The sequence below is a fragment of the Metabacillus sp. cB07 genome (genome assembly GCF_016839225.1).
Classification (GTDB): domain Bacteria; phylum Bacillota; class Bacilli; order Bacillales; family Bacillaceae; genus Bacillus_P; species Bacillus_P indicus.
Map to the genome: position 1 here is coordinate 290,866 of NZ_CP069296.1, position 25,608 is coordinate 316,473.

21 protein-coding genes and 1 riboswitch are annotated in these 25,608 nt (G+C 44.6%); of the genes, 12 read left to right on the forward strand and 9 right to left on the reverse strand.

Annotated elements, in window-relative coordinates; translation table 11 throughout:
• Position 1 precedes the first annotated feature (1 nt).
• From JOJ89_RS01675 to JOJ89_RS01690, 4 genes are all read left to right on the forward strand, one after another.
• Entirely contained in the window at positions 2-1,408 is a 1,407-nt protein-coding gene (locus tag JOJ89_RS01675; RefSeq protein ID WP_029286153.1) for a GH1 family beta-glucosidase, read from the forward strand.
• 12 nt (positions 1,409-1,420) lie between these two features.
• On the forward strand, positions 1,421-2,749 hold the full coding sequence (locus JOJ89_RS01680) for a PTS sugar transporter subunit IIC (RefSeq protein ID WP_029286152.1): 1,329 nt from the start codon (positions 1,421-1,423) through the stop codon (positions 2,747-2,749).
• Between the two features lie 99 nt (positions 2,750-2,848).
• Positions 2,849-3,733 carry an ROK family protein gene (locus JOJ89_RS01685; protein ID WP_203289404.1) on the forward strand — a complete coding sequence of 295 codons (885 nt, stop codon included), beginning with the start codon at positions 2,849-2,851 and terminating at the stop codon, positions 3,731-3,733.
• A gap of 218 nt (positions 3,734-3,951) precedes the next feature.
• Positions 3,952-4,659 carry a hypothetical protein gene (locus tag JOJ89_RS01690; protein WP_029286148.1) on the forward strand — a complete coding sequence of 236 codons (708 nt, stop codon included), beginning with the start codon at positions 3,952-3,954 and terminating at the stop codon, positions 4,657-4,659.
• Positions 4,660-4,831: 172 nt separating this feature from the next.
• On the opposite strand, the gene JOJ89_RS01695 is transcribed toward JOJ89_RS01690, so the two are convergent.
• The 5 genes from JOJ89_RS01695 to JOJ89_RS01715 form a co-directional block, all read right to left on the reverse strand.
• Complete coding sequence (locus tag JOJ89_RS01695) at positions 4,832-5,947, reverse strand: mandelate racemase/muconate lactonizing enzyme family protein (RefSeq protein ID WP_203289405.1); 1,116 nt, start codon at positions 5,945-5,947, stop codon at positions 4,832-4,834.
• Between the two features lie 32 nt (positions 5,948-5,979).
• The gene (locus JOJ89_RS01700) at positions 5,980-6,840 is read right to left on the reverse strand and encodes a helix-turn-helix domain-containing protein (RefSeq protein WP_203289406.1); all 861 of its coding nucleotides are present in this window, start codon (positions 6,838-6,840) and stop codon (positions 5,980-5,982) included.
• On the reverse strand, positions 6,837-7,625 hold the full coding sequence (locus JOJ89_RS01705; protein WP_029286142.1) for a phytanoyl-CoA dioxygenase family protein: 789 nt from the start codon (positions 7,623-7,625) through the stop codon (positions 6,837-6,839). Before JOJ89_RS01705 ends, JOJ89_RS01700 begins: the two co-directional genes overlap by 4 nt.
• 123 nt (positions 7,626-7,748) lie before the next feature.
• Positions 7,749-9,257 (reverse strand): glycoside hydrolase family 32 protein, encoded by a 1,509-nt coding sequence (locus JOJ89_RS01710; protein ID WP_203290230.1) that lies wholly within the window; start codon positions 9,255-9,257, stop codon positions 7,749-7,751.
• A gap of 140 nt (positions 9,258-9,397) precedes the next feature.
• Positions 9,398-10,864, reverse strand: coding sequence for a glycoside hydrolase family 68 protein (locus JOJ89_RS01715; protein ID WP_203289407.1), 1,467 nt, complete (start codon positions 10,862-10,864; stop codon positions 9,398-9,400).
• Positions 10,865-11,035: 171 nt separating this feature from the next.
• Here JOJ89_RS01715 and JOJ89_RS01720 point away from each other — a divergent pair, with 171 nt between their 5' ends.
• On the forward strand, positions 11,036-11,596 hold the full coding sequence (locus tag JOJ89_RS01720; protein WP_203289408.1) for a GNAT family N-acetyltransferase: 561 nt from the start codon (positions 11,036-11,038) through the stop codon (positions 11,594-11,596).
• A gap of 44 nt (positions 11,597-11,640) precedes the next feature.
• Here JOJ89_RS01720 and JOJ89_RS01725 read toward each other — a convergent pair whose 3' ends face one another.
• Genes JOJ89_RS01725 through JOJ89_RS01735 form a run of 3 tightly spaced genes read right to left on the reverse strand, consistent with a single transcriptional unit; the run spans position 11,641 to position 15,805 of the window.
• Complete coding sequence (locus tag JOJ89_RS01725; RefSeq protein WP_203289409.1) at positions 11,641-12,903, reverse strand: ABC transporter substrate-binding protein; 1,263 nt, start codon at positions 12,901-12,903, stop codon at positions 11,641-11,643.
• A complete protein-coding gene (locus tag JOJ89_RS01730) occupies positions 12,900-14,045 on the reverse strand; it encodes a response regulator (RefSeq protein ID WP_203289410.1) in 1,146 nt (381 codons plus the stop codon). The genes JOJ89_RS01725 and JOJ89_RS01730 overlap by 4 nt, the downstream gene beginning before the upstream one ends.
• Positions 14,046-14,050: 5 nt before the next feature.
• On the reverse strand, positions 14,051-15,805 hold the full coding sequence (locus JOJ89_RS01735) for a cache domain-containing sensor histidine kinase (protein WP_203289411.1): 1,755 nt from the start codon (positions 15,803-15,805) through the stop codon (positions 14,051-14,053).
• Between the two features lie 328 nt (positions 15,806-16,133).
• Here JOJ89_RS01735 and JOJ89_RS01740 point away from each other — a divergent pair, with 328 nt between their 5' ends.
• Positions 16,134-17,183: an NAD(P)/FAD-dependent oxidoreductase gene (locus tag JOJ89_RS01740; protein ID WP_203289412.1), complete on the forward strand. Its 1,050-nt coding sequence runs from the start codon at positions 16,134-16,136 to the stop codon at positions 17,181-17,183.
• 140 nt (positions 17,184-17,323) lie between these two features.
• Here the strand turns inward: JOJ89_RS01740 and JOJ89_RS01745 are convergent, their stop codons facing one another.
• Positions 17,324-17,902 carry a LysE family translocator gene (locus JOJ89_RS01745; protein WP_029286139.1) on the reverse strand — a complete coding sequence of 193 codons (579 nt, stop codon included), beginning with the start codon at positions 17,900-17,902 and terminating at the stop codon, positions 17,324-17,326.
• A 132-nt stretch (positions 17,903-18,034) separates the two neighbouring features.
• Between JOJ89_RS01745 and JOJ89_RS01750 the strand changes: the two genes are divergently transcribed.
• The 6 genes from JOJ89_RS01750 (at position 18,035) to guaA (ending at position 25,546) form a co-directional block, all read left to right on the forward strand.
• On the forward strand, positions 18,035-18,955 hold the full coding sequence (locus JOJ89_RS01750; RefSeq protein WP_203289413.1) for a LysR family transcriptional regulator: 921 nt from the start codon (positions 18,035-18,037) through the stop codon (positions 18,953-18,955).
• Between the two features lie 39 nt (positions 18,956-18,994).
• A complete protein-coding gene (locus JOJ89_RS01755) occupies positions 18,995-19,156 on the forward strand; it encodes a hypothetical protein (protein ID WP_203290410.1) in 162 nt (53 codons plus the stop codon).
• A 234-nt stretch (positions 19,157-19,390) separates the two neighbouring features.
• A complete protein-coding gene (locus tag JOJ89_RS01760; RefSeq protein ID WP_203289414.1) occupies positions 19,391-20,353 on the forward strand; it encodes an AAA family ATPase in 963 nt (320 codons plus the stop codon).
• Positions 20,353-21,573 (forward strand): DUF58 domain-containing protein, encoded by a 1,221-nt coding sequence (locus JOJ89_RS01765; protein WP_203289415.1) that lies wholly within the window; start codon positions 20,353-20,355, stop codon positions 21,571-21,573. The genes JOJ89_RS01760 and JOJ89_RS01765 overlap by 1 nt, the downstream gene beginning before the upstream one ends.
• Positions 21,570-23,753, forward strand: a complete 2,184-nt coding sequence (locus JOJ89_RS01770) for a transglutaminase TgpA family protein (protein WP_203289416.1) — start codon at positions 21,570-21,572, stop codon at positions 23,751-23,753. The genes JOJ89_RS01765 and JOJ89_RS01770 overlap by 4 nt, the downstream gene beginning before the upstream one ends.
• A gap of 30 nt (positions 23,754-23,783) precedes the next feature.
• A riboswitch (purine riboswitch) is annotated at positions 23,784-23,885 on the forward strand.
• A gap of 140 nt (positions 23,886-24,025) precedes the next feature.
• Positions 24,026-25,546, forward strand: coding sequence for a glutamine-hydrolyzing GMP synthase (gene guaA, locus JOJ89_RS01775; RefSeq protein WP_029286129.1), 1,521 nt, complete (start codon positions 24,026-24,028; stop codon positions 25,544-25,546).
• Positions 25,547-25,608: the final 62 nt, after the last annotated feature.

Genomic DNA, 25,608 nt, shown 5'->3' on the forward strand with positions numbered 1-25,608 from the left:
TTTGAAAATGCCAAAGGATTTCCTTTTCGGTGCAGCATCGGCTTCATACCAAGTAGAGGGTGCATGGAACGAGGATGGTAAAGGAGTTTCAAACTGGGATGTCTTTTCAAAGATTCCCGGTAAAACATTTGAAGGAACGAACGGTGATGTGGCCATTGACCACTATCACAGATATAAAGAAGACATCGCGCTCATGGCAGAAATGGGCCTTGAATCATACCGCTTCTCAATTGCCTGGACACGCATTATCCCGGACGGTACTGGAGAGGTAAACCAAAAGGGACTTGATTTCTATAACAATGTCATTGATGAATGTCTGAAATATGGCATTATCCCTTTCGTGACACTGTATCACTGGGATCTGCCGCAGCCTCTTGAAGAAGACGGAGGATGGCGGAACACGAAAACATCTGATGCATTTGTCAGATTTGCTGAAGTTTGCTATAAAGCTTTCGGCGACCGTGTACGAAACTGGATTACGTTTAACGAGACTGTTATCTTCTGTTCGTTAGGCTACTTAACAGGCGCACATCCGCCGGGAATCGAAGGGGATGCCAAAGCCTACTTCCAGGCAACACATAATGTATTTGTTGCTCATGCACGTGCAGTGGAAAGCTTCAAGAAGTCAGGCTATGAAGGCGAAATCGGCATCACTCACGTATTCAACCCTGCGTTCAGCATTGATAACGACGAAGAAAATAAATTTGCTGAAAGACATGCGAATGCCTATTCGACACACTGGTATTATGATCCAATCTTAAAAGGATCTTACCCTGAATACGTAACGGATGCGCTTGAAGCTCAAGGGCTGCTTCCGGAAATGACAGAGGAAGAGCTTGATTTGCTTCGCCGGACGGCTCCTATGAATGATTTCATCGGACTGAACTATTACTGTCCGCAGCGGGTCATGAAAAACGATTCAGCACTCGTTATGTCAGGCGGCCGCGAGAATTCAACAGGCAAGCCTGGAAATCCGTCATTCGACGGCGTATACAAAACAGTCATGATGGATGATAAAGAGTATACGAAATGGGGATGGGAAATCGCTCCTGACGCATTCCTTGATGGTATGCGCATGCTTAAAGAGCGTTACGGAAACATCAAGATCTACATCACTGAAAATGGTCTGGGAGATGAAGACCCGATCGCAGGCGAAGAGATTCTTGATCAGCCCCGCATCGACTACATTGAAAGCCATCTAAGAGCTGTAAAGAATGCCGTAAGCGAAGGAATTAATGTTTCAGGATACTTTGCCTGGTCTGTCATTGATTTGCTGAGCTGGCTGAATGGATATAAAAAACAATACGGATTTATCTACGTTGACCACAAAAATGGTCTTGCACGAAAACGGAAGCAGTCGTTCTTTTGGTACAAGGACATCATCGCCACTCGCGCAGAAGAACTTTAAGGAGGCAATCTGATGGGCCGCTTAGAAAGTATATTTGAAAAGTTCATGCCTTTCTTCCTTCGATTTGCAAATGCGAAACCGACACTTGCAATTAAGGATGGATTTATTTTAACAATGCCGATGACGATCATCGGCTCCCTTTTCCTGCTCATTCTTGCTGCTCCGATTCCTGGCTGGGCAGAAACTATGGTAAAATTGTTCGGTGAACAGTGGAGCCTGCCGCTTACTCAGGTTGTCGGTTCTACATTTGATATTCTGGCGCTGATCGGCGTCTTTGGAATTGCATACTCATACGTTAAGAATGAAAAAATAGAAGGTACGCCGGCCGGTATTTTAGGAATCATTGCCTTCCTGATTATTACCCAGGCTTCTGTCCTGACAAAAGACGGCGAAACGGTCACAGGCGTTATTCCAAAAGTCTGGACTGGCGGACAAGGTGTACTTGCAGCCATTGTAGTCGGACTATTTGTTGGATTCGTTTATGCTCAATTTATTAAACGCGACATTCGCATTAAGATGCCGGATGGTGTTCCTCCTGGTGTAGCGAACTCGTTCTCTGCCTTAATTCCGGGATTTGCGGTTATCACAGCTGCAGTCATTGTATTTGCACTTTGTCAGGCTTTTGCTGATAAGACATTTACTGAAGTTGTTTATACACTGCTTCAGGTACCTGTGCAAAACTTGACGGACACGCTTACTGGAGCAGTCCTGATCATGGTCTTGATGTCCCTTTTATGGTGGTGCGGAATTCATGGTGCTGCCATCATCATGGGGGTTATGGGACCGCTTCTTACAGCCAATGCCCTGCAAAACCAGGCAATTATTGATTCTGGTGAAGCACTGGTTGTCGGAGAAAATGCCAAAGTTGTAACCATTCAATTCCTGGATGTATTTACAAAACTCGGGGGATCAGGGATTACGATCGGTTTCATTATCGCGGCACTTATGGTGGCAAGGTCGTCACACTTAAAGCAGCTCGGCCGATTATCTCTTGGCCCAGGACTATTTAACATCAACGAACCAATCATTTTCGGTATGCCGATTGTGTTCAACCCAATCATGTTTGTTCCATTTATCGTGGTTCCTGCACTTGCATCGTTCATGGTTTACTTCTCCATCATTTGGGGATGGGTAGAACCGTTCAATGCCCTTCAGGTTCCTTGGACGACACCGCCGATTGTTTCCGGCTTTTTGATTGGCGGCTGGAGAGCTGCCCTGCTGCAGCTTGCAACGATTGCGATGTCTGTAGCGATCTATCTTCCATTCGTCAGAATGCAGGACCGCTTATCTTACAGCGAAGAGCTTAAAGCAAAGGAACAGTCAGAAAGTGCGATTGCTTGAAAGAACTAAATAAAAGATTACCCCCGGCACACAGATGCAGGGGGTAATTCTTTATTTTCATGAGAGCGGCCATATTAAATAGGAAAGAAGGAGATACAGATGAAGCATCTATTAGCATTTGATATTGGCGGAACCGATTTGAAAATCGGGAAATTTTCTCTTGAAGGTGAGCTTATAGAGTCCGGGAAACTATCTTTGGAAAACAGAAAGGGAGAGACGATTCTTTCTCAAATTGAAAGGCAGATCGATTCGGATACAGAAGGTTTAGCTCTAAGTATTCCCGGTTATATTGATCCGGCCACGGGTTTCATTGAAATGGGCGGTGCCATTGTAGATTTTAATGGCTTTAACATCTTTGACTACTTTAAAGAGCGATATCCTAATTTGACGGTAAGTGCAGAAAATGATGCGAATTGTGCAGCGCTTGCGGAAAAATGGAAAGGCAGTGCAAAGGAAGAGCGGGACTTTCTTTTCCTGACGATTGGAACGGGAATTGGCGGTGCCATTTACCTGAACGACGCTCTTTACCGCGGTGTGCGCAACCGTTCAGGTGAGTTTGGTCACATGTTCAGCGAACACGTTACAAGTGACGTTGCAGAAAGTCATAAGTTTAACAAATCAGCGACGCTTGCAGTCCTCCGTCAGAAATACGCAGAGTGCAAAAACATCCCTTTTCAAGATATATCCGGCGAGCAAATCTTTGAAGCCTATGACAACGAGGAAGAAGAAGCCTCGCGTCTTGTCGGTGACTTATACACCGGACTCGCAATGAACATATTGAATTTATATTATGTATTTGCACCTCCTGTTTTTTATATCGGTGGAGGCATTATTTCAAGAAAAACATTCATGCATGAATTAGAGCAGCGGATCCTGGAAATTGAACCGGCATTCTCGGCTGCAATGAAGCCGGCAAGTTTCGGAAACCAATCAGGCATAATCGGTGCAGTCTATCATCATATCGCTTCAAAAAACATGGAGTAACGCAGAAAAAATAAGAACCACAGACTAAATTGGGGTGCACAGGTTCGAATACTATAAGTGAATACCAGTAAATGAAGCCTGATTCAAGTATGAATGAGGCTTTTTCTTCAGCTTTTCACCTTCATGCTGACTTTATCTGATTCATCCTCGTATCGCCCGGCGATACAGCTTGCAAAAAGGAAGGAAAGCCTTCATAGTTAAAGGAAAGGGGGGCCGATATGAGACGCGATATACAACCGAATGAACGGGCATTTTCTTCAAAGGAAGCCGCGGAAGAAGTGGGGATTGCAACGCCCACCGTCCGTAAATATGGCCAGATCTTAGAACGGAACGGATATGAATTCTTAAAAGATGGAGACAGGCGAATTTTCGTTCAGACTGATCTGAATGCGCTTATAGCGCTCCGCGATACGGACAAGCCGCTGGACGAAACGGCAAAGGATCTAGTGGAACGGCAAAAGGAGCGTTTAACAGAATCCGATACGTCAGAGATTGCTGTATCAGGTACATACAATCAGCTGCCGAATGATCCGGCTCAGCTGAAAGAAGCTCTGATGTATGTGGTAAATGAGCTTGCAGCCGCGCGGGAGATGAATCTGGAGCTGAAAAACGATATGTCTCACCTGAAAACAGCTGTCTCCAGACTTCAGCAGGACCACCACGTCATCAGCTCCACAATCGGAAATTCAGCTCACAAGACGAACGTGAAAATGGAAAAGCTGATTCAGCAGCAGAGTGCCCACTATGAAGCGCTTCTTGAAGAGGAAAAAGAAAAGAGCGAGCTGCTTCAAAAGCAAATTCAGGCCATGCGTGATGAGCAGAAACAGGAATGGAATTCGCAGAATGACTTTAACAGACGCCTTGAAGAAAGAATGCAGGGGCCTAAAGAGAGCTGGAATTGGCTGTTTTCTTTATTCAAAAAATAACAAAGCAGGAGTCAACCCCATCATAAGCGGATTGACTCTTTTTTTATTGTATCGCCCGGCGATATGTCCAAAATAGACACGATATGATAGAAATCTGTCTGTATCGGCAAAAGGTGATCTCATTCCCGGGGAAATATCTGCATGTTTCAACGTTATTCAATCAATTATTCTCTCACACTCTAAATCTCGCTTCCGCATCAGGATCAATCTCTATGCCGAGTCCGGGCCTGTCAGGAAGATGTACGTATCCATCTTTAAAAAGCACCGGGTTTTGGACAAGTGTTCTGGCAAGAGGCGAATCGGAAACTGTATATTCCATTAGAAAACCATTAGAAATACTGGCGGCAAAATGAGTGCTTGCAGCGACCAATATGCCTGTTTTAAATGCGTGGGGGACGATCATTTTATGCTCGGCATAAGCAAGATCAGCGATTTTCTTTCCTTCTGTTAACCCTCCGCACCTGCCCAAATCAGGCTGGATAATATCCACCCGGCCTTCTTTAATAAGTCTTTCAAACGCTTTTCTTCCGCTCTCATTTTCCCCTGCCGCGATATGAATGTCGGTTGCTGCCGAAAGCATGGCATAGCCCTCCAGATCATCCGGAGCAAGCGGTTCTTCTATCCAGTGCACACCATACTCTTCAAACCGCCTGGCCATTTTAATGGCATGCTTGGCATCCCATCGCTGTCCGATATCGATCATAAGCTCTGTCCGTTCTCCGATAACAGACCGAATGGCCTTCACAGCCTCAACATCAAAATAGTCGTCTGCGCCAAATGGACCCCAGCCAAATTTAATGGCTTTATACCCCATGTCCATAAACTTTTCTGCCAGCAGGCAGGCGTCTTTAATCGTTTCAGGCATAACGAGGCTTGCGTAAGCTTTTACGCGGTTTCTGTATACGCCGCCCAGCATTTGAGCGGTTGTCCGTTCTGCGGTCTTGCCGACAATATCCCATAAAGCCATATCAATTCCACTGATGGCGTGGATGGCTGCCCCCTGCCTTCCATAGTAGGAGGAACCATGAAACATGTTGTTCCAAAGCTTCTCACGATCAAAAGGATCTTCTCCAATGATGATATCCTTTAATCCGTTGCTGATTAAATGTGAAGCGGACGCTTCGATAATTGCCTTTGCCACTTCAGGCGAAGAATCAACCTCTCCTATCCCTGTTATGCCTTCATCGGTATGAATCCGGACCAGAAGTGTATCTTGTGTCCCGTCACAGCGGAGGGCATCGATTTCCGGCAGTCGCAAGTATATGGCTTCTACGTCAGTAATTTTCACGAGTCTTTCACCTATTTCGTATGGAATATGAGTTATGAATGATACCTGGACAAACGCCATGTCTTCCTGAAATGAGTAGGAGAGACACCTTCATGCTGAAGAAATGTTGTCAAAAAAGCATTGTAGCTGCTGAAGCCTGATGCCTCTGCAACTTCGCTCACTTGATTGTCGGAATAGATCAGGATCTTTTTCGCATGGCCAATCTTCAGCTTGGTTAAGTATTCTTTAGGAGAAATGCCATAATAGCGCTTGAACTGGCGGATGAAGTGATAATAGCTTAAGCCTGCCGCTTTGGCAGCATCCTGGATGTCTGCTGCTTGAGAGAAATGCTCTTCCATGTACATTCTGCCATGTTCAAGCGACTCAGGCTTTGCTCTGTTCAGGTCTTTAGGTTCGGTTCGGCTGTACTTCAGCAGCTGTGTCAGAATTTGATAGATGAGAATGTTGGTTTCGGTTTCTGCTTTGTCATCAGCCGATTCGCCCGTTTTTAAAATCCGGATCAGCGTTGTCTCATACTCCTCTTTTCCTGCCGTGCCTCTGATTAAAGTGGAGGGGGATGGAAACCATTTTTCCATGAGATGCTTCATTTCATCGCCATTAAAGACGAGGTACATCATTTCGTACGGATCTTCAGGGTCTGCTTTATATTTGTGTGGGAGTCTCATGTCGTACAGGAGCCCATCACCAGGTTCGAGTTTCATCCATTGATCATTTATAGCAAACCAGCCTTTGCCGGAGGTAACATATAGAAATTCCCATGCAGGGTAATAGTCACGTTCGAAATAAAACTCGGGCGACATCTTGTTGAATCCGCCGATTAAAGGAAAAAACAAATGCGAGCGGGCAAACCCGCTCGGCGAATAAACATGTTCAAAGTATTTTTTTTCGCTCATCGACTCACAGCTTCTTCTTCAAACGCCTTTGCATCTGAACACCACGGCGTCATGCCGAGAAGCATTTTTCGCAGGTTTGTATCCGCTTTTGCTTTTAAAGCCTCTGAGGGTTCATATCCCGGCCATGTGCGGACGAAGGAAGGAGCGTAATTGAAAATGAGGGAGCGTCTTGTTTCCTCAGATAAATTGTTTAAAGCTGAGTGATAGGCAGAGCCGTGAAAAACAACGGCTGTTCCCTTTTTCACGTTCATTCGGACATGCCCAGGCATATCTTCCTGATTCTCAACCTTTGGCAGCTCATCGTTGCTCATGTGAACACTTCCCGGAAGGAAAGCAAGACATCCTCCGTCATAGCTTACGTCAGACAGGAAGTAGAACACTTTAATCATGAAGGGAACCGGTTTTTCATCGACAAACAGCATTGTGCCCGTGTCACGGTGCCAGTTTGTATGAGCTGCTTTTTTCGGAGGCTTGATTAAGCCGTCGTTATCGATCATCACGAACTGGTCTCCAAGGAGGTCCCGCATCACATTCATCATTTTTGGATTTTCCATTAGCTCAAGAAAGGCCTCTTCATGCTCAATGATTCCGCAGATCTGATCGACATGATCAAGGACTCCGGTTTCAGGATTTTTACGGTTTTCCTCGCGAAACACTGTCATCGCCTGATCCAGCTTCTCATTATAGTAAGCGGTTTCTTTTTGCGGCAGAAAATCTTCAAAAACCAAGTACCCATCACGTTCCCACATCATTTTTTGTTCTATTGTTAAACCGTGTAAATTCATTCCGTCTCCCCCTTAATCCCTTTGATAACCTCATTATAGAAGAAAGTTTATTGATAGGCTATATAGATTTATGCTCAATATACACAAAAAATTGCTGTTATTACTAACAGCAATTTTTTGTCTTCATTTTGTCTGAATGGTTTTCAAATGCTTAATTTTCACATTCTCAAACACGGCTTTTCCTCCGTCGGAAAAGAGCGTGATTCCTTTGTCGCCGGGGTTTGGATAAACAAGATTGGAATGAACAGTCTTTCCGTCATCAATGAACATTTCCACACTTGTTTTATCAACAAGAATTTTCACATGCACCTTTTTTTTGCCGGCATCAAACGGAGCTTTGCTTTCTGTGAGCTGATTGCTGTCGTCCGGATGGCCTGTGAATCCGCGGTTCACATAGGAATACCCTCCGACTGATGAGATTCCCGCGTCTGCGTGCTGTTTTCCATCCTCTGATTCAAGCAGCCGGAAACCGGCGTTTTTCAGATCTGACCAGGAGATGTCCGCTTCAAGCATGTAGGTGTCATCGCGGACATCAAGGGTTTTAGCGCCGTCTACTTCGATTCTCTTGTAGGATTTCGTGAGAGTGTTCAGCTTATCGAGCTTTTCGCTTGGTTTGGAAGAAAGGTAATAATGATTGTTTGCTTCGTGCGTCAGCTTAATTTCACGGATGACAGAGTCCTGCCCGTTAAATCCTTCTTCCATCGTTGGTGTGTTATCGGCATAATCCCAGTTGTTCATCCATGCCAGGGCAAAGCGTTTTTCCAGGGGATCACCTTCCGCCTGTTCAAATGTCACCCCGCCGTACCAATCGAAACCGTAGTCAAGCCATTCCGGTTCCTTATGATCGGGCTTAAATTCCTTACCGTCAAAAGATCCAATCCAATACGCATAGGTGTTGGGCTTGCCCGTCTCTTTCCCGTTTGCGCTCATGCCGAGCACCCATTTTTCGGTGCCGTCATCTGCGCGCATGCGGAAAAGGTCAGGGCATTCAAGCACACCGAGGTTATCAATTTGAAAGCTGCTTGTGTAGCGCCAGTCTTTCAGGTTGTCTGATTCATAGAAGCCGATTTTATTTCCTTCTGCCATCGTCATCACCCATTTGCCGCGGAGGTCATCGCGGATGATTTTAGGGTCCCTGAAGTCCTTTGTACCCGGATTTTTCATGATGGGTTTTTCGCTGTAGGACTTAAAGGTCTTGCCTTTATCTGTACTGTACCAGAGGAACTGCTCCTGCTTTTGGCCGTCTTTTGACGGCTGGGTGACAACGGCTATAAAGGCATCTTTACCGAAGCCAGCCGTGTTTTCTTTATCAATAACGACAGATCCTGACCATGGATCCCCGTTTGCATTCGTATATTTCGGAATAGCGACGCCTTCGTCCTTCCAGTGAACGAGGTCTTTTGATACCGCATGGCGCCACTCTGTACCGTTTCCGTCCGGATAGTCGCCGTTATAAAGATAGTAGTAATGGTAGGTTCCTTCGTAGTAAACAGGCTTTTGCGGATCATTCTTCCAATGATCAGGGGCTGTGAAATGATAGGCAGCCCGGTATGAATGCTCTTCTTTTTCTGCTGGCGGAACTTCTTTTGTTTTTAAAAAAGCGTGGATCAATATGCCGGTTGAGACGGTCATCCATATTCCGATCAGGATAATGCCTGCCGTCTTGTATCCTTTTTTGAGAATTTGTTTGTTACTCATAATCATCACCACTTTTTATATATAGAAAAAAGAAAATGCCCCGTGACATTTTCTTTCTCTTTTTTCTTTGATTCTTACTCGTCGTCTGTGATCTGTCCCTGTTCAAGGATGCTGTCTTTTACGACGGATGTTTTGTTTCCTTTGATGTTCAGCTTAAAGCTCGGAGCAAAGGTTGACTTGTTGTCTTCAAAGAAGCCTCTGTTTGTCATATAGCTTGTGACAACGGCATCATCGCTGCCTTCCTGAGGGATGGCATAGTGAGCATAGTTCCATGTAATATCATTTGGATCAAGGTCATGATGAAGCACGATGCCTGTTTTGTTAAGCGGCTTGAACTTGCCTGTCAGTGAGTCGGCTACATAGCCAAGAAGGTAGATATCCTGATTATCGATGCCGTCGATCGTCATTTTTGAACCGCGTGAGCTTGTGAACAGGTACCATTTGCCGTCCTTTTTGAAGATGTTCGGACGTTCCACTTCGTCAGTGACCGTATTTGAAACGATCAGCGGCTTCATTTCTTTTTTAAGGGTATAATCATCGTTGATTTCAATGATTCCGATTGCGCCGTTGGCGACTTCAGCCAGCTGCTTTTTGTCGCTGTTCAAAAGAGCATTCTTTTCCTGCTGGAAGAATTTATTGCTGTTGCCGTAGTAGGCTTGATTGTAAAGTGATTCTTCTCCTTGATAGCCGTACTCAGTTCCTGTGTTTGCTTCGAACACAAGATATTTCTTGCCGTCTTCTTCGATATAGTGAGGATCTCTGAATGTATGGTTGTCATTCGGAGCTCCGTCTTTAGCAAACTTGTCTACTGTCTGATAGTATTTGCTGTCTTTGCCTTCGTAGATGGATTTATAATCAGAAACGCCATCAATTTTAAGTGATTTTGAGTCAGGCTGAGAGACATTGACTTGTGCCGTTGTTAAGGTTTGTTTTCCATAATAACCTGCATCAGCATTGAAAGCTTCGCGGTTTGTGTAGAACAAGCGGACCTCTCCGTCTTCTGTGAATGTAGCTGATCCTGACCATTCTTCAGACTGGCGGCTTAAGTAAGGATCATTTGGAACATTTTTATCATTGCTGTCAAAAACGCGTCCGGCATTTTTCCAGGCGTCAAGAGAATTGTCGCCGGCTTTTTTATAGAACATGTAAATAAATGTGTCATTGGCATTTTTAGGATCGCCGGCTAAACCGAAAACGATATGGTAGCCTTTGTATTCCGCCACTGTGCCGTCAGCATTTTGAAGCGGCCATGTATCCCACACATCAAGGTCCATTGTTTCCCCTGATTCTGTTGTTTTCTTGGCAGAAGGGATGTTTTCAATTTTTGAAGCGTCAAATTTTGGTACGGTGTATCTTGCATCACCGTGCTGGTTAATCATGTCTTTCATTGCGGAACGAGTGATTTGCGAAGTACCGTACGTTTCTTTGTAATCTGCCGGATCCTTTGGAGCTGCAGATGTTTGGGTTACCGCGCCGCTTAAAAGAATGCCTGTGCTGAGTGTTACTGCTGTTGCCTGTTTGGCAAGCCTGCTAAAGTTCATAAGTCTTCCTCCTCGTTTTTTGTATGATTGCTAGTACAACTTGAATTATAGGGCAGCCCTGCGAGAACAGGTATGGCACATATTGACCTGAATTTAGTCGTATATTGATATGGGATTTGAGAGGGAGAGAGTTGAGTTTGTCGAATTGATAAAGAAAGGGGAGGAGTAAGAATGAATTTGGCTGTTAAACCAGTCCTTAATGGAGAATTCGTACAATTGAGGCCGTTTCTTGTGGAAGAAGATATGCCTTACATAGAAGAGTGCTTAAAAGATCCTGTGGTACTGAAATACACCGGGAGCGAAGATTCCTATGACAAAGAGAGTGTATATAAATGGTATGCCTCAAGAAATGAGCAGTCCGGCCGCCTTGATCTTGCCATCGTGGACAAGGCACGGCAAGTGCTTGTGGGGGAAGCGGTTGTTAATCTGTATAATTCCGAAGACCGCAGCATGAATTTCAGAATCCTGATCGGTCCGGGAGGAAGGGACCGCGGGCTCGGAACTGAAGCAACCCGGCTGCTCATTGATTACATGTTTGAAAAAACAGATGTAAACAGTCTGACTCTGAGTGTTTTCGCTTTTAACCCTCGTGCAGTAAGAGTGTATGAAAAGGCGGGGTTTGAAACAGTAAGCATTGATAAAGGTGAATTGGAGCACGACGGGAAATGGATTGATTCGATCAATATGAAGCTGACGAGAGAAAACTGGGAGAAAAGAAGAGAACAAGTTTAGCTGCTCAGGTAAAAAGGCATACCGCCTCTCCTTGAGCGGTATGCCTATTCCTCTGAAAACCTTTCCCACGATTTCTGGTATTCGTTCAGCAGCTGTTTTCTGTTCAGCTGTCTGCCAACGTAAAGCTGGGTGGCTTCACCGAATTCCTCTCGGATCCCAACCGGGAAATGAAACCAGTTGGATGGAAGCGCTCTTCCTTGTTTATAGGTTTGCAGGGTTTCTTCTGCAAGAGGGCCGAGGTTTTCTGCTTTAATATGATGGAAGGCGGGAATAAATTTAAACTCATCGGTCATGTACCTCTTGCCTACTTCTGATGAGACCATCCAGTTCAAAAACTTTTTAGCTTCTTTTTTCTTTTCGGGACTGGACTGTTTGCTGACGGCCCAATAGTTTGGAACACTGACAACGAGAGATTCCTTCACTGGTCTGTCGTTAATCGGAATGGGCATAAAGCCGATGTCCATGTCCGGTGCAGCCTGATCAATCATCGGCTGAATCCAGTTTCCCTGCTGAATGATAGCTGCTTTGCCTGACGTGAAAAGGTCGACTTCCATTGCATAATCTGTTGTAAGCGGGTTGTCATTTCCGTACTGAAGAGTGAGGTCGAGCAGGTTCAGCAAGTCCTCGAAGTTTTGATTTGTGCTGATTTTTTCTTTTCCGCTGTTCAGGTTATGAATAAATGCTTCGGTGTTTTCCTGCTGGGCAAAAGCGATATTCATGAGGTGATCACCGAGCTTCCAGTCCTCATAATAGCCGGTTGCAAATGGAGTAATCCCAGCTTTTTTCAGTTTTTCCGCTGCAGCTCTCAGTTCAGATAATGTTTCAGGAAGTCCCGCAATCCCTGCTTTTTTGAAAAGGTCCTTGTTATAGATAAACCCATATCCCTCAAGGTTGACGGGCATGCCGTACACCTTTCCATTCCGTTTCATTGGAACGAGAGCCTCGGGGTAGACGTTATTCACCCAAGGTTCGTTGGATAAATCCTCAAGATAGTCCTGCCACAGCCTGGCATTTTCATAGCCGGTGTTAGTGAAAATATCCGGTCCGCTGCCGGCTGCCATTTCCGCTTTTAAATCTGAAAGATCATCCATGGCGCCCCCAACCGTATGCACGCGAATCTCAACATGAGGATTCTCGCGCTCATAAGCCCGCGTCATTTGTTCGAACTGGGTGGAAACCTCTATTTTTGGATTCCGCAGATCAAGTGTAATCTTTTCCTCTTTCACGTTCTGTTTATCCGGCGCAGCATCGTTCGTGCATGCAGTAAGCAGCAGAATGATTCCAATAAAACCAATAACCTTTTTCATTCCACCGCTTCCTTTCTGAATTCAAACGGTGTCACTCCCACCACTTTTTTAAACAGCTTGGAAAAATAGATTTCATCCTGAAACCCTAGCATAGTAGAGATGGAGTAGATGTTTTTATCTGTTTCCCGCAGCCAGGTTTTTGCCTGTTTGATCCTCAGATCCGTCATATACTTTGAAAGGGTCATTCCGGTTTCCTGTTTGAATTTCCGAGAGATATGCTCCCGGCTTAAAAAGAAAACATTCGACAGCTTTTCAAGGCTTAAATCCTCCATATAATAGGTATCCACATAGGACACGATATCTTCCATACGGCGAGCAGCATCCAGTTCATCAAGCCGGTGAATCGATCTGAATTCCTGATTCTCAAGTTTTGTCAGAAGCTCCTGAAAAGAGGATCTGATGTGTGCAAGGGATATGGCTGACTCACCCTCGACAAGTCTTACAGGGATGTCAAACTCTGAGCTGATCCATTCTTCCGCTGACAGCCACTGGTTCCGGACGGTGATCACCAGACAGAGATTTAGGTCTGTCTGCAGGTAAAAGGCATTTCCCATTCTGCGGTTCATAAGTTCCTCTGACAGCTTTTGAACATAGGGCTCCGGATGATGCATCTGATAAAAAGAAAGCAGAGTCAGCTCATAGTCATCTGCTTCAGGAAGAAACTCGGCCAGACTTTCTGCGTCAGACCTGTCGCCGTGACAGATGGATGTTGCAACCTGATTTCTTCGAAGTTTTTTCGCATCTTCCAGCACTTCGGCATGCTGAAAATCATCTTTCCAGGCCTGAACGGATTTTTCAAGCGTATGATTAAACGCATCATACTCAATGGGCTTCAGCAGATAATCGAAGCTGCTGTGCTGGATGGCCTTGCGCATATAGGAATAGTCATTATAGCCGGTAATAAAAACGACCTTCCCCGGATATGAAATGGAATGGAGCCATTCTATCAGTTCCATGCCAGACATCCCTGGCATTTTGATATCAGTAAAAATCAGCTCGGGTTTTTCTTTTTCAATCCACTTTTTGGCTTCCTTGCCGTTGCCTGCCTCAAGCAGTTCTGTAATTCCGTGCTTTTCCCATTCGCCCAGATGACGAATGACATCCCGCACATTAAACTCATCGTCAACAATCAGTGCCTTCACCTTGTTCAGCTCCCTTCTCCTGAGACCGGTATTTTCATCCGGACCGAAAATCCTTTTCCGTCAATTGAATCAACATGCAGCTGTGCACCTGGTCCATACCTGAGCAGGAGCCTGTCACGAATGTTTTTCAATCCGATATGTTCGTTTGAATAAGTTCCTTCAAACGGCGGCGTATAAATGTTGTCCTGCAATGTCTTAAGCTGGCCTGCTGTCAGTCCGGGTCCGTCATTTTCAACCAGAAAATCAAGATGTCCATCCTGAATGGAACCTTTGATGAGCAAATGGGCACTGCTGAACCCTTCTTCATACGTGTGTTTAAAAAAGTTCTCGGCAAGAGGCTGCAGAATCATGCTCGGAATCGTCATGTCCAAGATGGACTCCTCCATCTCAATTGTATAGCTCACTGAATCACCGAACCGTTCGGACTGCAGCGCCAGGTATGCTTTTGTATAATCCACCTCGTCCCGCACCAGCACCCACTGGTCTGCCTGAAGGGAGTAGCGCATCATTCTCGACAGTGAGGTGATCAGCTGATATACCTTAGGAGCCTTGGACCTAAGGGCAACCGCTCCAATTGACTGCAGGGCATTAAACAGGAAATGGGGGTTAATCTGTGATTTCAGCGCCATGAACTGATTCTTTCTGTTCTCAATCTCGAGCTTATATTCCCGGTCAATATGCGTGTTGATCCTGTTCATCATATCTTTCATGTGAGACTCCAAGTGGCCAATCTCATCATCTCTGCTGTCATCAAACGGAACATTTTCGTTTCCGCCTTCAATAGAGCGGACCTTTTGGCTCAGGCTTGCAATCGGGCGGGTAATCCGGTTTGAAATAACCGCAATCATTAAAAGACCGAGCAGCCCCACACCGATCCCGACGATAATATTTGTATAGGCTGTTTTCCTGACATCTTCATATAAAGCCTGACTGGAAGATTTTTTAATCAGCTGCCAGCCTTTTAAAGATCCAGACAGCTCCTTAGAGAGAATAATATCCTGGTTGTTCCCTTTAGAACGTTCTCCATTTGAGAGAACTTCGCCAATCAGGGATTTGTCATTTGAATACATGACCCGGTTCTTTGAATCAAGCAGCAAAACAGAAGACTCATTGCCCTGTACAAGGTTATTGCAAATGCGCGCGTACTCTCCCATGTCGATATCAATCGTGATAACTCCGAGAAATTTCTTGGAGAGGACATCCGTTATTTTGTGATGAAACGTCAGCACCACTGTTTTATCAGATTCTGGGACAATTGCAGCGTTGTTGTAATTCAAAAGCGGGCGGGGCGGATCAATGATGTAATTCAGATCAGATGCATACAGTTCTTTCACCGGACTCTGCTCGAGAAAATCCGGCTGGTATCTGCGCGTGCTGATCATGGCGTTATAAAGCGTAAACGATTCTTTATTTTTATCAATATAGAAACGCATTTGTCTGATTTCCTTTCTCATCAGATAAAAGGTTTCGAGACTTTTTTCCATTGTTTTCGGGCTGAAGTAGATAGAATCTTCAAATCCGTTGTTGAAGATCCTGAACAGGTCAGGATTACGGTAAAGGAGTGAAGGGAAGTCGATCATCTCCTCAAAATACTGTTCGAGGTCCTCCGCATTTTTTTGAAGCTGCTCCCGGCTGTTTTCAAGCTCGTACTGTTCAACACTGCTTTTTGTGTATGTATAGATGAAAAAAACAGATAGAAAATACGGCAGTACAATGAATACCAGCAGCATCAGCAGCAGGCGGTTTTGTATGCTTTTCACACGGGACGCTCCTTTCACTGGACGTTCTTTTCTGCATCCTAAAATCATATCAGACCCTCACTTTGGGTCAATCATGCCAAAGGATGATATGAAAAAGGCGTTATATCCTCCTATTTTCTGCAGGAAGGTTCAGGATTATGTTCCCGTTTCCTCACGCAAGGCAAACAAAAAAGGCTGAATATGAGTTCAGTTTTATGTATGGAGACCTCAAATTTTTTAACAGACGTCAGCTTGTCAAAAGAAAGAATTCAGAGTATATTTAATTGAGAATGATAATCAATCGTAATTACATAATTACTAATAGATGATTAATAAAGGGGATGGCGTCGTGAAGAAACACGAACTGTTTGATGTAACAGTCATCGGAGGAGGTCCGGCGGGGCTGTATTCCGCTTTTTACAGCGGGCTCAGGGAAATGAAAACGAAAATTATTGAATTTCAGCCGATGCTTGGCGGAAAGGTTCACGTATATCCGGAAAAGATGATCTGGGATATAGGCGGAATGACTCCCATTACAGGTGCAAAATTAATTGAACAGCTTGTTAAGCAGGGGCTGACGTTTCAGCCTGAGGTCGTGCTAAATGAGAAAATCGTGTCCATTTCAAAGAATGAAGAGGGAATCTTCGTATTGAAAGCAGCATCAGGCCGCACACATTTCTCCAAAACGGTTATCGCGGCAGTTGGAGGAGGCATATTGAATCCTCAGAAACTCGAAATTGAAGGGGCAGAGAGATTTGAAGTATCAAACCTGAATTACACGATTAAATCGTTAAAGCGCTTTAAAGACAAGACGGTCATTATTTCAGGGGGCGGGAATTCAGCGATAGACTGGGCGCTTGAACTGGAGCCGGTAGCAAAGAGCGTCTATGTTGTGTACCGAAAGGATGCGCTAAAAGGCCATGAAGCACAAGTATCCCAGCTGATGAACAGCAGAGCGGAGTGCCTTTTCCATACATCGATTACAAAACTCCTCGCTTCTGATGATCACGAACGAATCGAGAAGGTAGAACTGACGAATCATCAAACAGGAGATACCTTCTTCCTCGAAGTAGATGAAGTTGTCATTAACCATGGATACGAAAGGGATGCGGCCCTGCTGCAAAACAGCAGCCTGAACATAGCCCTTGCTGAGGAATTTTATATTGCCGGGAACCAATCAAGCGAATCATCTGTAGAAGGTCTTTATGCAGCGGGAGATATTCTCATGCATGAAGGCAAACTGCATCTGATTGCGGGAGCTTTTCAGGATGCAGCAAACGCCGTGAACAAGGCAAAGCAGTACATACAGCCGGGAGCGCAAAAAGCAGCAATGGTTTCTTCTCATAATGAGGTGTTTAAAGAGCGGAACAGAGAATTAGTTAAAGAGATGATGAGATAGCTGAATAATAGAGAGGGCTCATCTCTCTTGATTTATGAAACAGTAATATATATAAAGCAATGCGTTTTATGGGGGGGGGGATTGCATTGCTTTATGTATTTTCAAGAACGATTGTATATTTTTTTTGAATATGGAACGTTTCAAGTAAAAATACTTGCCGCCGAATATACCAACAATAAACTCATGATCACTCGAAAGAACTTGTCATATTCAGAAAAGAATTTTTTGAACATTGAACCGAACCCAGACCACAATAAAAGTGCTGTCCACCCTAGAAGAATAGACAGAGATAAGTAAAAACCTATTGCTTCATATGATGAATAGTACGGTAATACAAAAATACTCATAACGGTTAAAAAGAACAAAATGCTTTTGATATTTATTAGCTGGAAGATAAACCCTGATAAAAAAGAAGATCTCTCGATGCTGGAATCTTCCCCCGAGCCTTTTCGGAAGCCCACCCTCCATGCCAAGTAGAGTAAATATGCCGCACCAGCTGCTTTAAAATACGGCTCTACTAAAGGTATCGAATCGTATAAGCTTGTAGTAAATACTCCGCTTAAAAGACCTAATAATGCAAATCCTGCCAATATTCCGCTGTTGAATTTCCATGATTTTATAAAACCGAATTTCCGTCCTTCATTCATCATTAAAATATTGCTTGGACCTGGTGTAACTGAAGTAATAATTACATAGGAAAGAAACGCTGCTATATTCATAAATCCACCCTCGTTTTCTAATTTACTATTGAACAGTCTTTATTGTAAGATGACATTGATGATAAATAAAATCGAAATTGTTATTTTCATTATCATTTTTTTCGATAATATTTTCAGGTAAGGAGAAACGTTATGGAAATCAGACACCTAGTAACATTTATGACGATTGTGGAAATAGGAAGTTATACAGCCGCTGCTTCTAAGCTAGGCTATACGCAATCCACAATTACTGCACATATACAATCGCTTGAACAAGAAATTGGAGGAGAGTTATTTACTTATGTAAAAAGGAAACTGCAGCTTACTCATACAGGCAGGGAACTGATCCCCCTAGCCGAAGATCTACTGGCTACTCATGAACAAATAAAAAATATGCGGGGTGCCAATGAATTTGGGGGAGTTTTAAAAGTGGCTGCTCCGGAATCACTGACTATTTCAAGGCTGTCCCCAATTATTAGAGAGTTCACTTTAAAATATCCTCATGTCAGACTTATACTTAGCAACGGTACATGCGGGCAAAACCAAATTGACTTGATGACAGGACGGGCAGATGTCGCCTTTATGGTCTATCCGGAATTCAAACCGGAGAAATGCTATCATTATCCATTGCTTGAGGAGAAAATTGTCCTTGTGGGCAGCAATAATAGCCTGGACCATTTTGACCAGTACAAAAGAAACCAAACCAACCATTTTTTTATCACAAATGAAGAAGGCTGCAGTTACAGGTCGATGTTTGAAAAATATCTCTTGAAACGTGATCTATACAACTTTCAAATAATGGAATTATGGAGTATAGAAGCTATTAAAAAGATTGTTATGAGTGGGATTGGCTTTTCTGTATTGCCTTACATTACTGTTAAAGAAGAAATAGAAAGGGGAGAATTGAAAATCATTCATCACAATGAAAAGTTTGATCAAATTTATTCTCATATGCTGATAAAAAGGAAAAAATGGCTGTCTCCAGCAGTAAAAGCATTTGTTGAGCTTGTTTTAAATTCAACCAATGAAACGGATAAAGGTGTTCAAAATAAAATCGTGGAATTAACCAATTGATTATAAAACTGACAAATAATTAATAGAGTGCTGAATACAGTGCGATATCAGTTGGAAATGGAAATGACATTCTTAGATGTGGTCACACAGCTCGGACAAAACAAAGCAAATGCCATAGAGGCTCTTTGCGGCGTTTCCCAGAAAGTGACGTCTAATATGGGAATCCTGGGAGAGCAGGTTGATCGCGGGACTGTAAACTAAAAGCATAATACGAAAGTCGCCTCCATCCTGTGAAGCGGCTTTTTTAAATTATGGATAAAATCATAGCTCACATGAATCTGCTGTGAATGTGCTCACTTTTGATTTGAGGAAAAGGTTTCGTGATATTGTTAAGAAAAGATTAAATGTGTAAAAAGAAACAGGAATTTGTCGTTTTATTTCGAATGTGTATAGAGTTAAGCAGCATGCCCGATAAATGGTCCTAGGAGGATGAGAATGGCTCAAAATGATATGATGCATCCGAAATTAAGCAAAGTGATTGAAAATATAGAGCGTGTCATGGTCGGGAAGCGCGATGTCGCTGTACTCAGCCTTGTGGCAATTCTTGCGGAAGGACATGTTCTGCTTGAAGATGTGCCGGGAGTCGGAAAAACGATGATGGTCAGATCCCTTGCAAGATCTGTGGGAGCGGATTTTAAGAGAATCCAGTTCACGCCTGACTTGCTTCCTTCTGATGTCACAGGTGTTTCCATTTACAACCCGAAAACCCTGGAATTCGAATACCGTCCGGGTCCGATCATGGGCAACATTGTCCTTGCGGATGAAATCAACCGGACATCCCCTAAAACGCAGTCTGCTCTCCTGGAAGGAATGGAGGAGGCCAATGTAACGGTTGACGGGGTGACGAAATCACTCGGCAAGCCGTTTTTCGTAATGGCTACACAGAACCCTATTGAGTATGAAGGCACGTACCCTCTGCCTGAAGCACAGCTGGACCGGTTCCTTTTCAAAATCAGGATGGGATACCCATCTGCAGGTGAAGAGCTTGAGATCCTGAACCTTGCGGAGAAAGAACGTCCGATTCACACTCTTGAACCTGTCATCACAAAAGAAGAACTTGTTAAGTTGCAGGGTGAAATTCAAACCGTGTATGTGGACGAAACGGTTAAACGGTATATTATTGACCTCGTCACAAAAACACGCAAACATCCGTCCGTTTATTTAGGAGCAAGTCCCCGCGGGTCCATCGCCCTCATGAAAGCCGCGCAGGCATATGCCTTTTTATACGGCCGTGATTATGTGATTCCGGATGATATCCAGTTCCTTGCTCCTTACACCCTTCCTCACCGGATGATCCTCAAGTCCGAAGCGAAATACGAAGGAAAGTCTGCCGGACAGCTGCTGACTGAAATCATTTCCAGGACGCCAGTTCCTGTGCAAAGGTCGATGAGCCGTTAATGAAAAGTTTTTTTCTGAAAATCCGGTATGTCTGGAAGCTTGTCAGTCTGTTGTTTTTCACGGCGGTTACCTTTGCATATGCGATGTTTCAGGGGGGATTTGTCAGCTGGTTTCTTTTTTACAGCTTTCTCCCCATTTCCCTGTATTCACTGCTCGTTGCCCTCTACCCGCTGCGGACGTTTGAGGTCACAAGGGCCATTAATCAGGAGCAGTTTTCAGTGGGGGAAAAGCTGATCGGGACAATAACAATTGAGCGTGCCTTCCCGTTTCCCTTGTTTTACTTGGTGGTGGAGGATGTACTGCCGGAAAAACTCTCAAAACTTATGGAGATGCAGGAGCCGAAAAAGCTGCTGTATCCATGGTTTAAAAAGAAAATCATCATGAGCTACGAATTAAGCCGGATGCCAAGGGGAGAACACCGGTTTACACAGGTCCGGGTAAGAACCGGCGACTTGTTCGGACTGATTGATAAAGAAGTGACATTTGATGCCGAAAACTACTTTCTCGTCTATCCGCATTCTGTTGATTTATCCTACAGACAGAATGAAAAACAGTTTGAGCAGGGGGCAGCGAGCTCAAAAGCGAAGTTCTGGCAGGACACGACTATGGCTTTCGGCATAAGGGATTACCAGCCGGGAGACAGGTTCTCCTGGATTGACTGGAAATCAACTGCAAGACGCGACCGCATTATGACAAAGGAATTTGAACAGATGCAGAGTCACGATGTTGTAGTGATGATGGACCGCACGCCATCAGATGTATTTGAGGAAATCGTCACGTTCTCGGCATCCCTTGCTAAATCAATCATCAAAAGCGGTGCCAAACTCGGATTTGTTTCCATCGGCAGCGAAAAGTCCATTTTTTCCATTGGGGAGACGGAACAGCATTTGCAGCAGATCTACTACCACCTTGCAAAAACGGACTGCGACAGCGGGACATCGTTTGCGGAAATTGCAGAAACGGAGCTTCCTGTCTGGCAATCTAAAAATGCGACCCCTCTGCTTGTTACATCCGCCTTATCTCTTGATTTGGTCAGAAAGCTTGAACGCCTGGGATCGCGCAGCCATGCGACGCTCGTCTTTCTTGTGAAAAAAGAGGGTGAACGGATAACAAGTGAAGAAAAAGTGATGATGGACCGGCTGATCAAACGGAAAATCATAACAAAAGCCGTCGGAGCGGGACGGTTTGAAGAAGCCTTTAAAGAGGTGAGCATGCTGTGAGTGAACAATTTGAAAGACAGACAGCGATTTTCATCTACTATGCCTTTGCCTTTCTTTTATTATGGGAGTGGCTAAGACCCCTTCAGGACTTTACCGAAACAGGAAACACCCTTGTGTTTGTACTCTTTATAGGCATCAGCTTCTTTTTCATTTCAATTGGAGCCAAATGGTACACCGCTGCTGCTGTAAAAATCGTCTATATTCTGTTTGTGCAGCATCTTTTGTTTTTTGAAGGCTCTCTTTTGAATCCTTCATGGATAGGGACGTTTATAAATGACATACGAGATAATATTGCTCTTATGATGAATGCGTCCTGGATGGACATAACCTCTCCGTTCAGGACCCTGCTGTTTTTTGTCCTGCTGTGGCTGCTGGTGTACCTGATCAATTATTGGATCGTTGTCCAGAAGCGCATCATGTTCTTTTTTATCATAACTCTTGTGTATGTCACCGTTCTTGATACGTTCACGGAGTACGATGCAAGCATCGCCATTGTAAGAATTGTCGTGGTCGGCTTTGTGCTGATTGGACTTTTATATCTGGAGAGACTGCGCATTCTTGAGCGGATTAAGAGGGAGCGCTATATGACAGTCAAGTGGGTTCTGCCGCTTAGTGCCTTGATCGGTTCTGCCGTTTTTGTCGGAATCCTTGCCCCGAAAGCGGAGCCGCAGTGGCCGGACCCGGTTCCTTATCTGACGGCTTACGGCAGTCAGGATGAAGGGCCGAACGGCGGTGTCAATAAAATTGGATACGGCCCGAATGATGAACAGCTCGGCGGTTCTTTTGTAGCTGACAATACCCCTGTTTTCACCGCAGTTGCTGAAGACCGTCACTACTGGAAAGTGGAGACAAAAGATGTTTATACGGGAAAGGGATGGGAACTGTCAGATCCTGAAGCGGATAATGTGCAGATGGATCCAGATGAAATCACGGTCCTTTCTACAGAAGAAGGGACAGAGACCGTTCCGATGACAGCCAGTGTGGAAATTGACCGAAGGTACAGATATGATCACATCATTTACCCTGCAGGCGTGCAGTCTGTCAGTCTCCCTGAGAATGCCATTCTCGATGTGAACCCGGTTTCTGAACAGATGAGACCGCGCATTTCAGAAGACAGAGGCTACTTTCCGCCCGGCTCCTACGAAACAGCATACAATTTTCCTAATTTTAAAATTGACGAACTGCGGAAAGTCACGTCAAATGAAGGACTCTCAGAAGAGGAGATTGCCCGGTATACACAGCTGCCTGAAGAGCTTCCGCAGCGTGTTCGCGATCTTGCACTCAGTCTGACTGAGAGCAACGGCAATTACTACGATAAGGCAAAATCAATCGAGACGTATTTGGGCGGTTCACAGTTTTCCTATGAAACAACAGACGTAGCAGTTCCAAGAGGGGAAGAGGATTACGTTGACCAGTTCCTTTTTGAGACGTTTAAAGGCTACTGTGATAACTTCTCCACTTCCATGATCGTTCTGCTTCGTGCTGCGGATATTCCTGCACGCTGGGTGAAGGGCTATTCAGACGGTTCCTTCGTCCAGAGCCTTGGAGGCAGCAAAAAAGAGTATACAGTGACAAACAATAATGCCCACTCCTGGGTGGAAGTTTATTTCAGCGGCATCGGCTGGGTGCCGTTTGAGCCTACGAAAAGCTTTACAAACCCATATGATTTTACGTTTAATCTGAATCCTTCCGAAACGCCTGAAGCAGAAACGCCTGAACAAAGAGAACCTGAGCGGGAGCCTGTTCCTGAAGATAGCCAGACGGCAAACTCAGACAGCACATCAAAAAATCCACTTCCGTTTAACATTCAGATCGGCAGTACTGCTTTTTATCTCATTCTGGCAGCTGCTGCGGTCATTGCGTTAGTTCTATATAAAACAAGATTAAGATGGATGCCGTACGTGATCCTGTTCAGGTATAAGCACCGGAAGGACGAAAAGGTCTACGGTGAGGCCTACAATGCCCTTCTTAAACAGCTTGAACGATACGGTCTGAAGCGTCAGGACGGACAGACCCTGCGTGATTATGCCCGCTATATTGACTCGTTTTTTGATATGCGGGATATGACTCAGCTGACGGCCAGCTACGAGAAATCTCTGTACAGGGGAGACAGTTCAAAGGAAGAATGGATAAAATCCATTAAGTTGTGGGAAAATTTAATTAAAAAGATAGCATCTTGACCGAATTGCGGGAGATTGTTAGAATAGGGAAAATTAATAGTACTTACCCTTCATATATCCTCGATAATATGGTTCGAGAGTCTCTACCGGATTGCCGCAAATAATCTGACTATGAAGGCAGAATATACACCTGTAAAAGCTGGAATTCTGCCTTCTTTTCTTTTTGAATTGGAAGGTATAGTTCCAGCTTTTTTTATGCTCAGTTTCTGAATCCTATTTTTTAGGGTATCTTTTAAATGAGGTGAACATCCGTGAACAACTTGCATGATGAAATGGTAGTCGTTTTGGATTTCGGAAGTCAGTACAACCAGCTGATTACCCGCAGAATCCGAGAGCTTGGCGTATACAGTGAGCTTCATCCCCACACGCTGACAGCAGAAGAGATCAAGGAAATGAACCCTAAAGGAATTATCCTTTCAGGCGGACCAAACAGTGTATACGGCGAAAATGCCTTCCGCTGCGACGAGCGGATTTTTGACCTGGGCATCCCGGTTTTTGGGATTTGCTACGGTATGCAGCTGATGACTCACTACCTTGGCGGGAAAGTAGAAGCTGCCAATCACCGTGAGTATGGAAAAGCAACATTGAACGTTCAAACAGAAACAGCCCTTTTCGCAGATCTTCCTAAACAGCAGATCGTGTGGATGAGCCACGGCGATCTTGTAGCTGATATCCCGAATGACTTTATCGTAGATGCAACAAGCCCGTCCTGCCCGTTTGCTGCAATCAGCAATGAGGAAAGACGACTTTACGGCGTTCAGTTCCACCCGGAAGTGCGCCATTCAGAATTCGGAAACGATATGCTTCGCAATTTTGTATTCGGAGTGTGCGGATGCAGCGGTGAATGGTCCATCGAAAGCTTTATCGAGCTTGAGCTTCAAAAGATCCGCGATGAAGTCGGCGACAAAAAAGTACTTTGTGCACTTAGCGGCGGCGTAGATTCTTCTGTTGTAGCCGTACTGATTCATAAGGCGATCGGCGATCAGCTGACTTGTATCTTCGTTGATCACGGACTTCTCCGCAAAGATGAAGCTGAAGGCGTAATGAAGACATTCAGTGAAGGCTTTAACATGAACGTCATTAAAGTGGATGCAAAAGACCGCTTCATGGACAAGCTCCGCGGCGTATCCGATCCTGAGCAAAAACGTAAAATCATCGGCAATGAGTTCATTTATGTATTTGATGATGAGGCAACGAAGCTAGAAGGAATTGAATTCCTTGCGCAGGGTACGCTTTACACAGATATTATCGAGAGCGGAACGGCAACAGCTCAAACGATTAAATCGCATCATAACGTAGGCGGACTTCCGGAGGATATGCAGTTCAAACTGATTGAGCCGCTGAACACTCTCTTCAAGGATGAAGTGCGCGCGCTTGGTTCTGAGCTTGGCATTCCTGATGCAATCGTTTGGCGCCAGCCTTTCCCGGGTCCTGGACTTGGGATTCGCGTATTGGGTGAGATCTCAGAAGAAAAACTTGAGATTGTTCGTGAATCAGATGCAATCCTTCGTGAAGAAATCGCAAAAGCGGGTCTTGAACGGGATGTATGGCAGTACTTCACTGTTCTCCCTGATATACGCAGTGTAGGTGTTATGGGGGATGCAAGAACATATGATTACACAATCGGCATACGCGCCGTAACGTCAATCGACGGCATGACCTCTGACTGGGCACGTATTCCGTGGGAAGTTCTCGAGATCATCTCTACTCGCATTGTAAATGAAGTAAAACACATAAACCGCGTAGTTTATGACATCACGAGCAAGCCGCCGGCTACAATCGAATGGGAATAAACGAACAAAAACGAACATTTTATATAAAATGTTCGTTTTTTTTGTTGACGACTTTGTGCCTA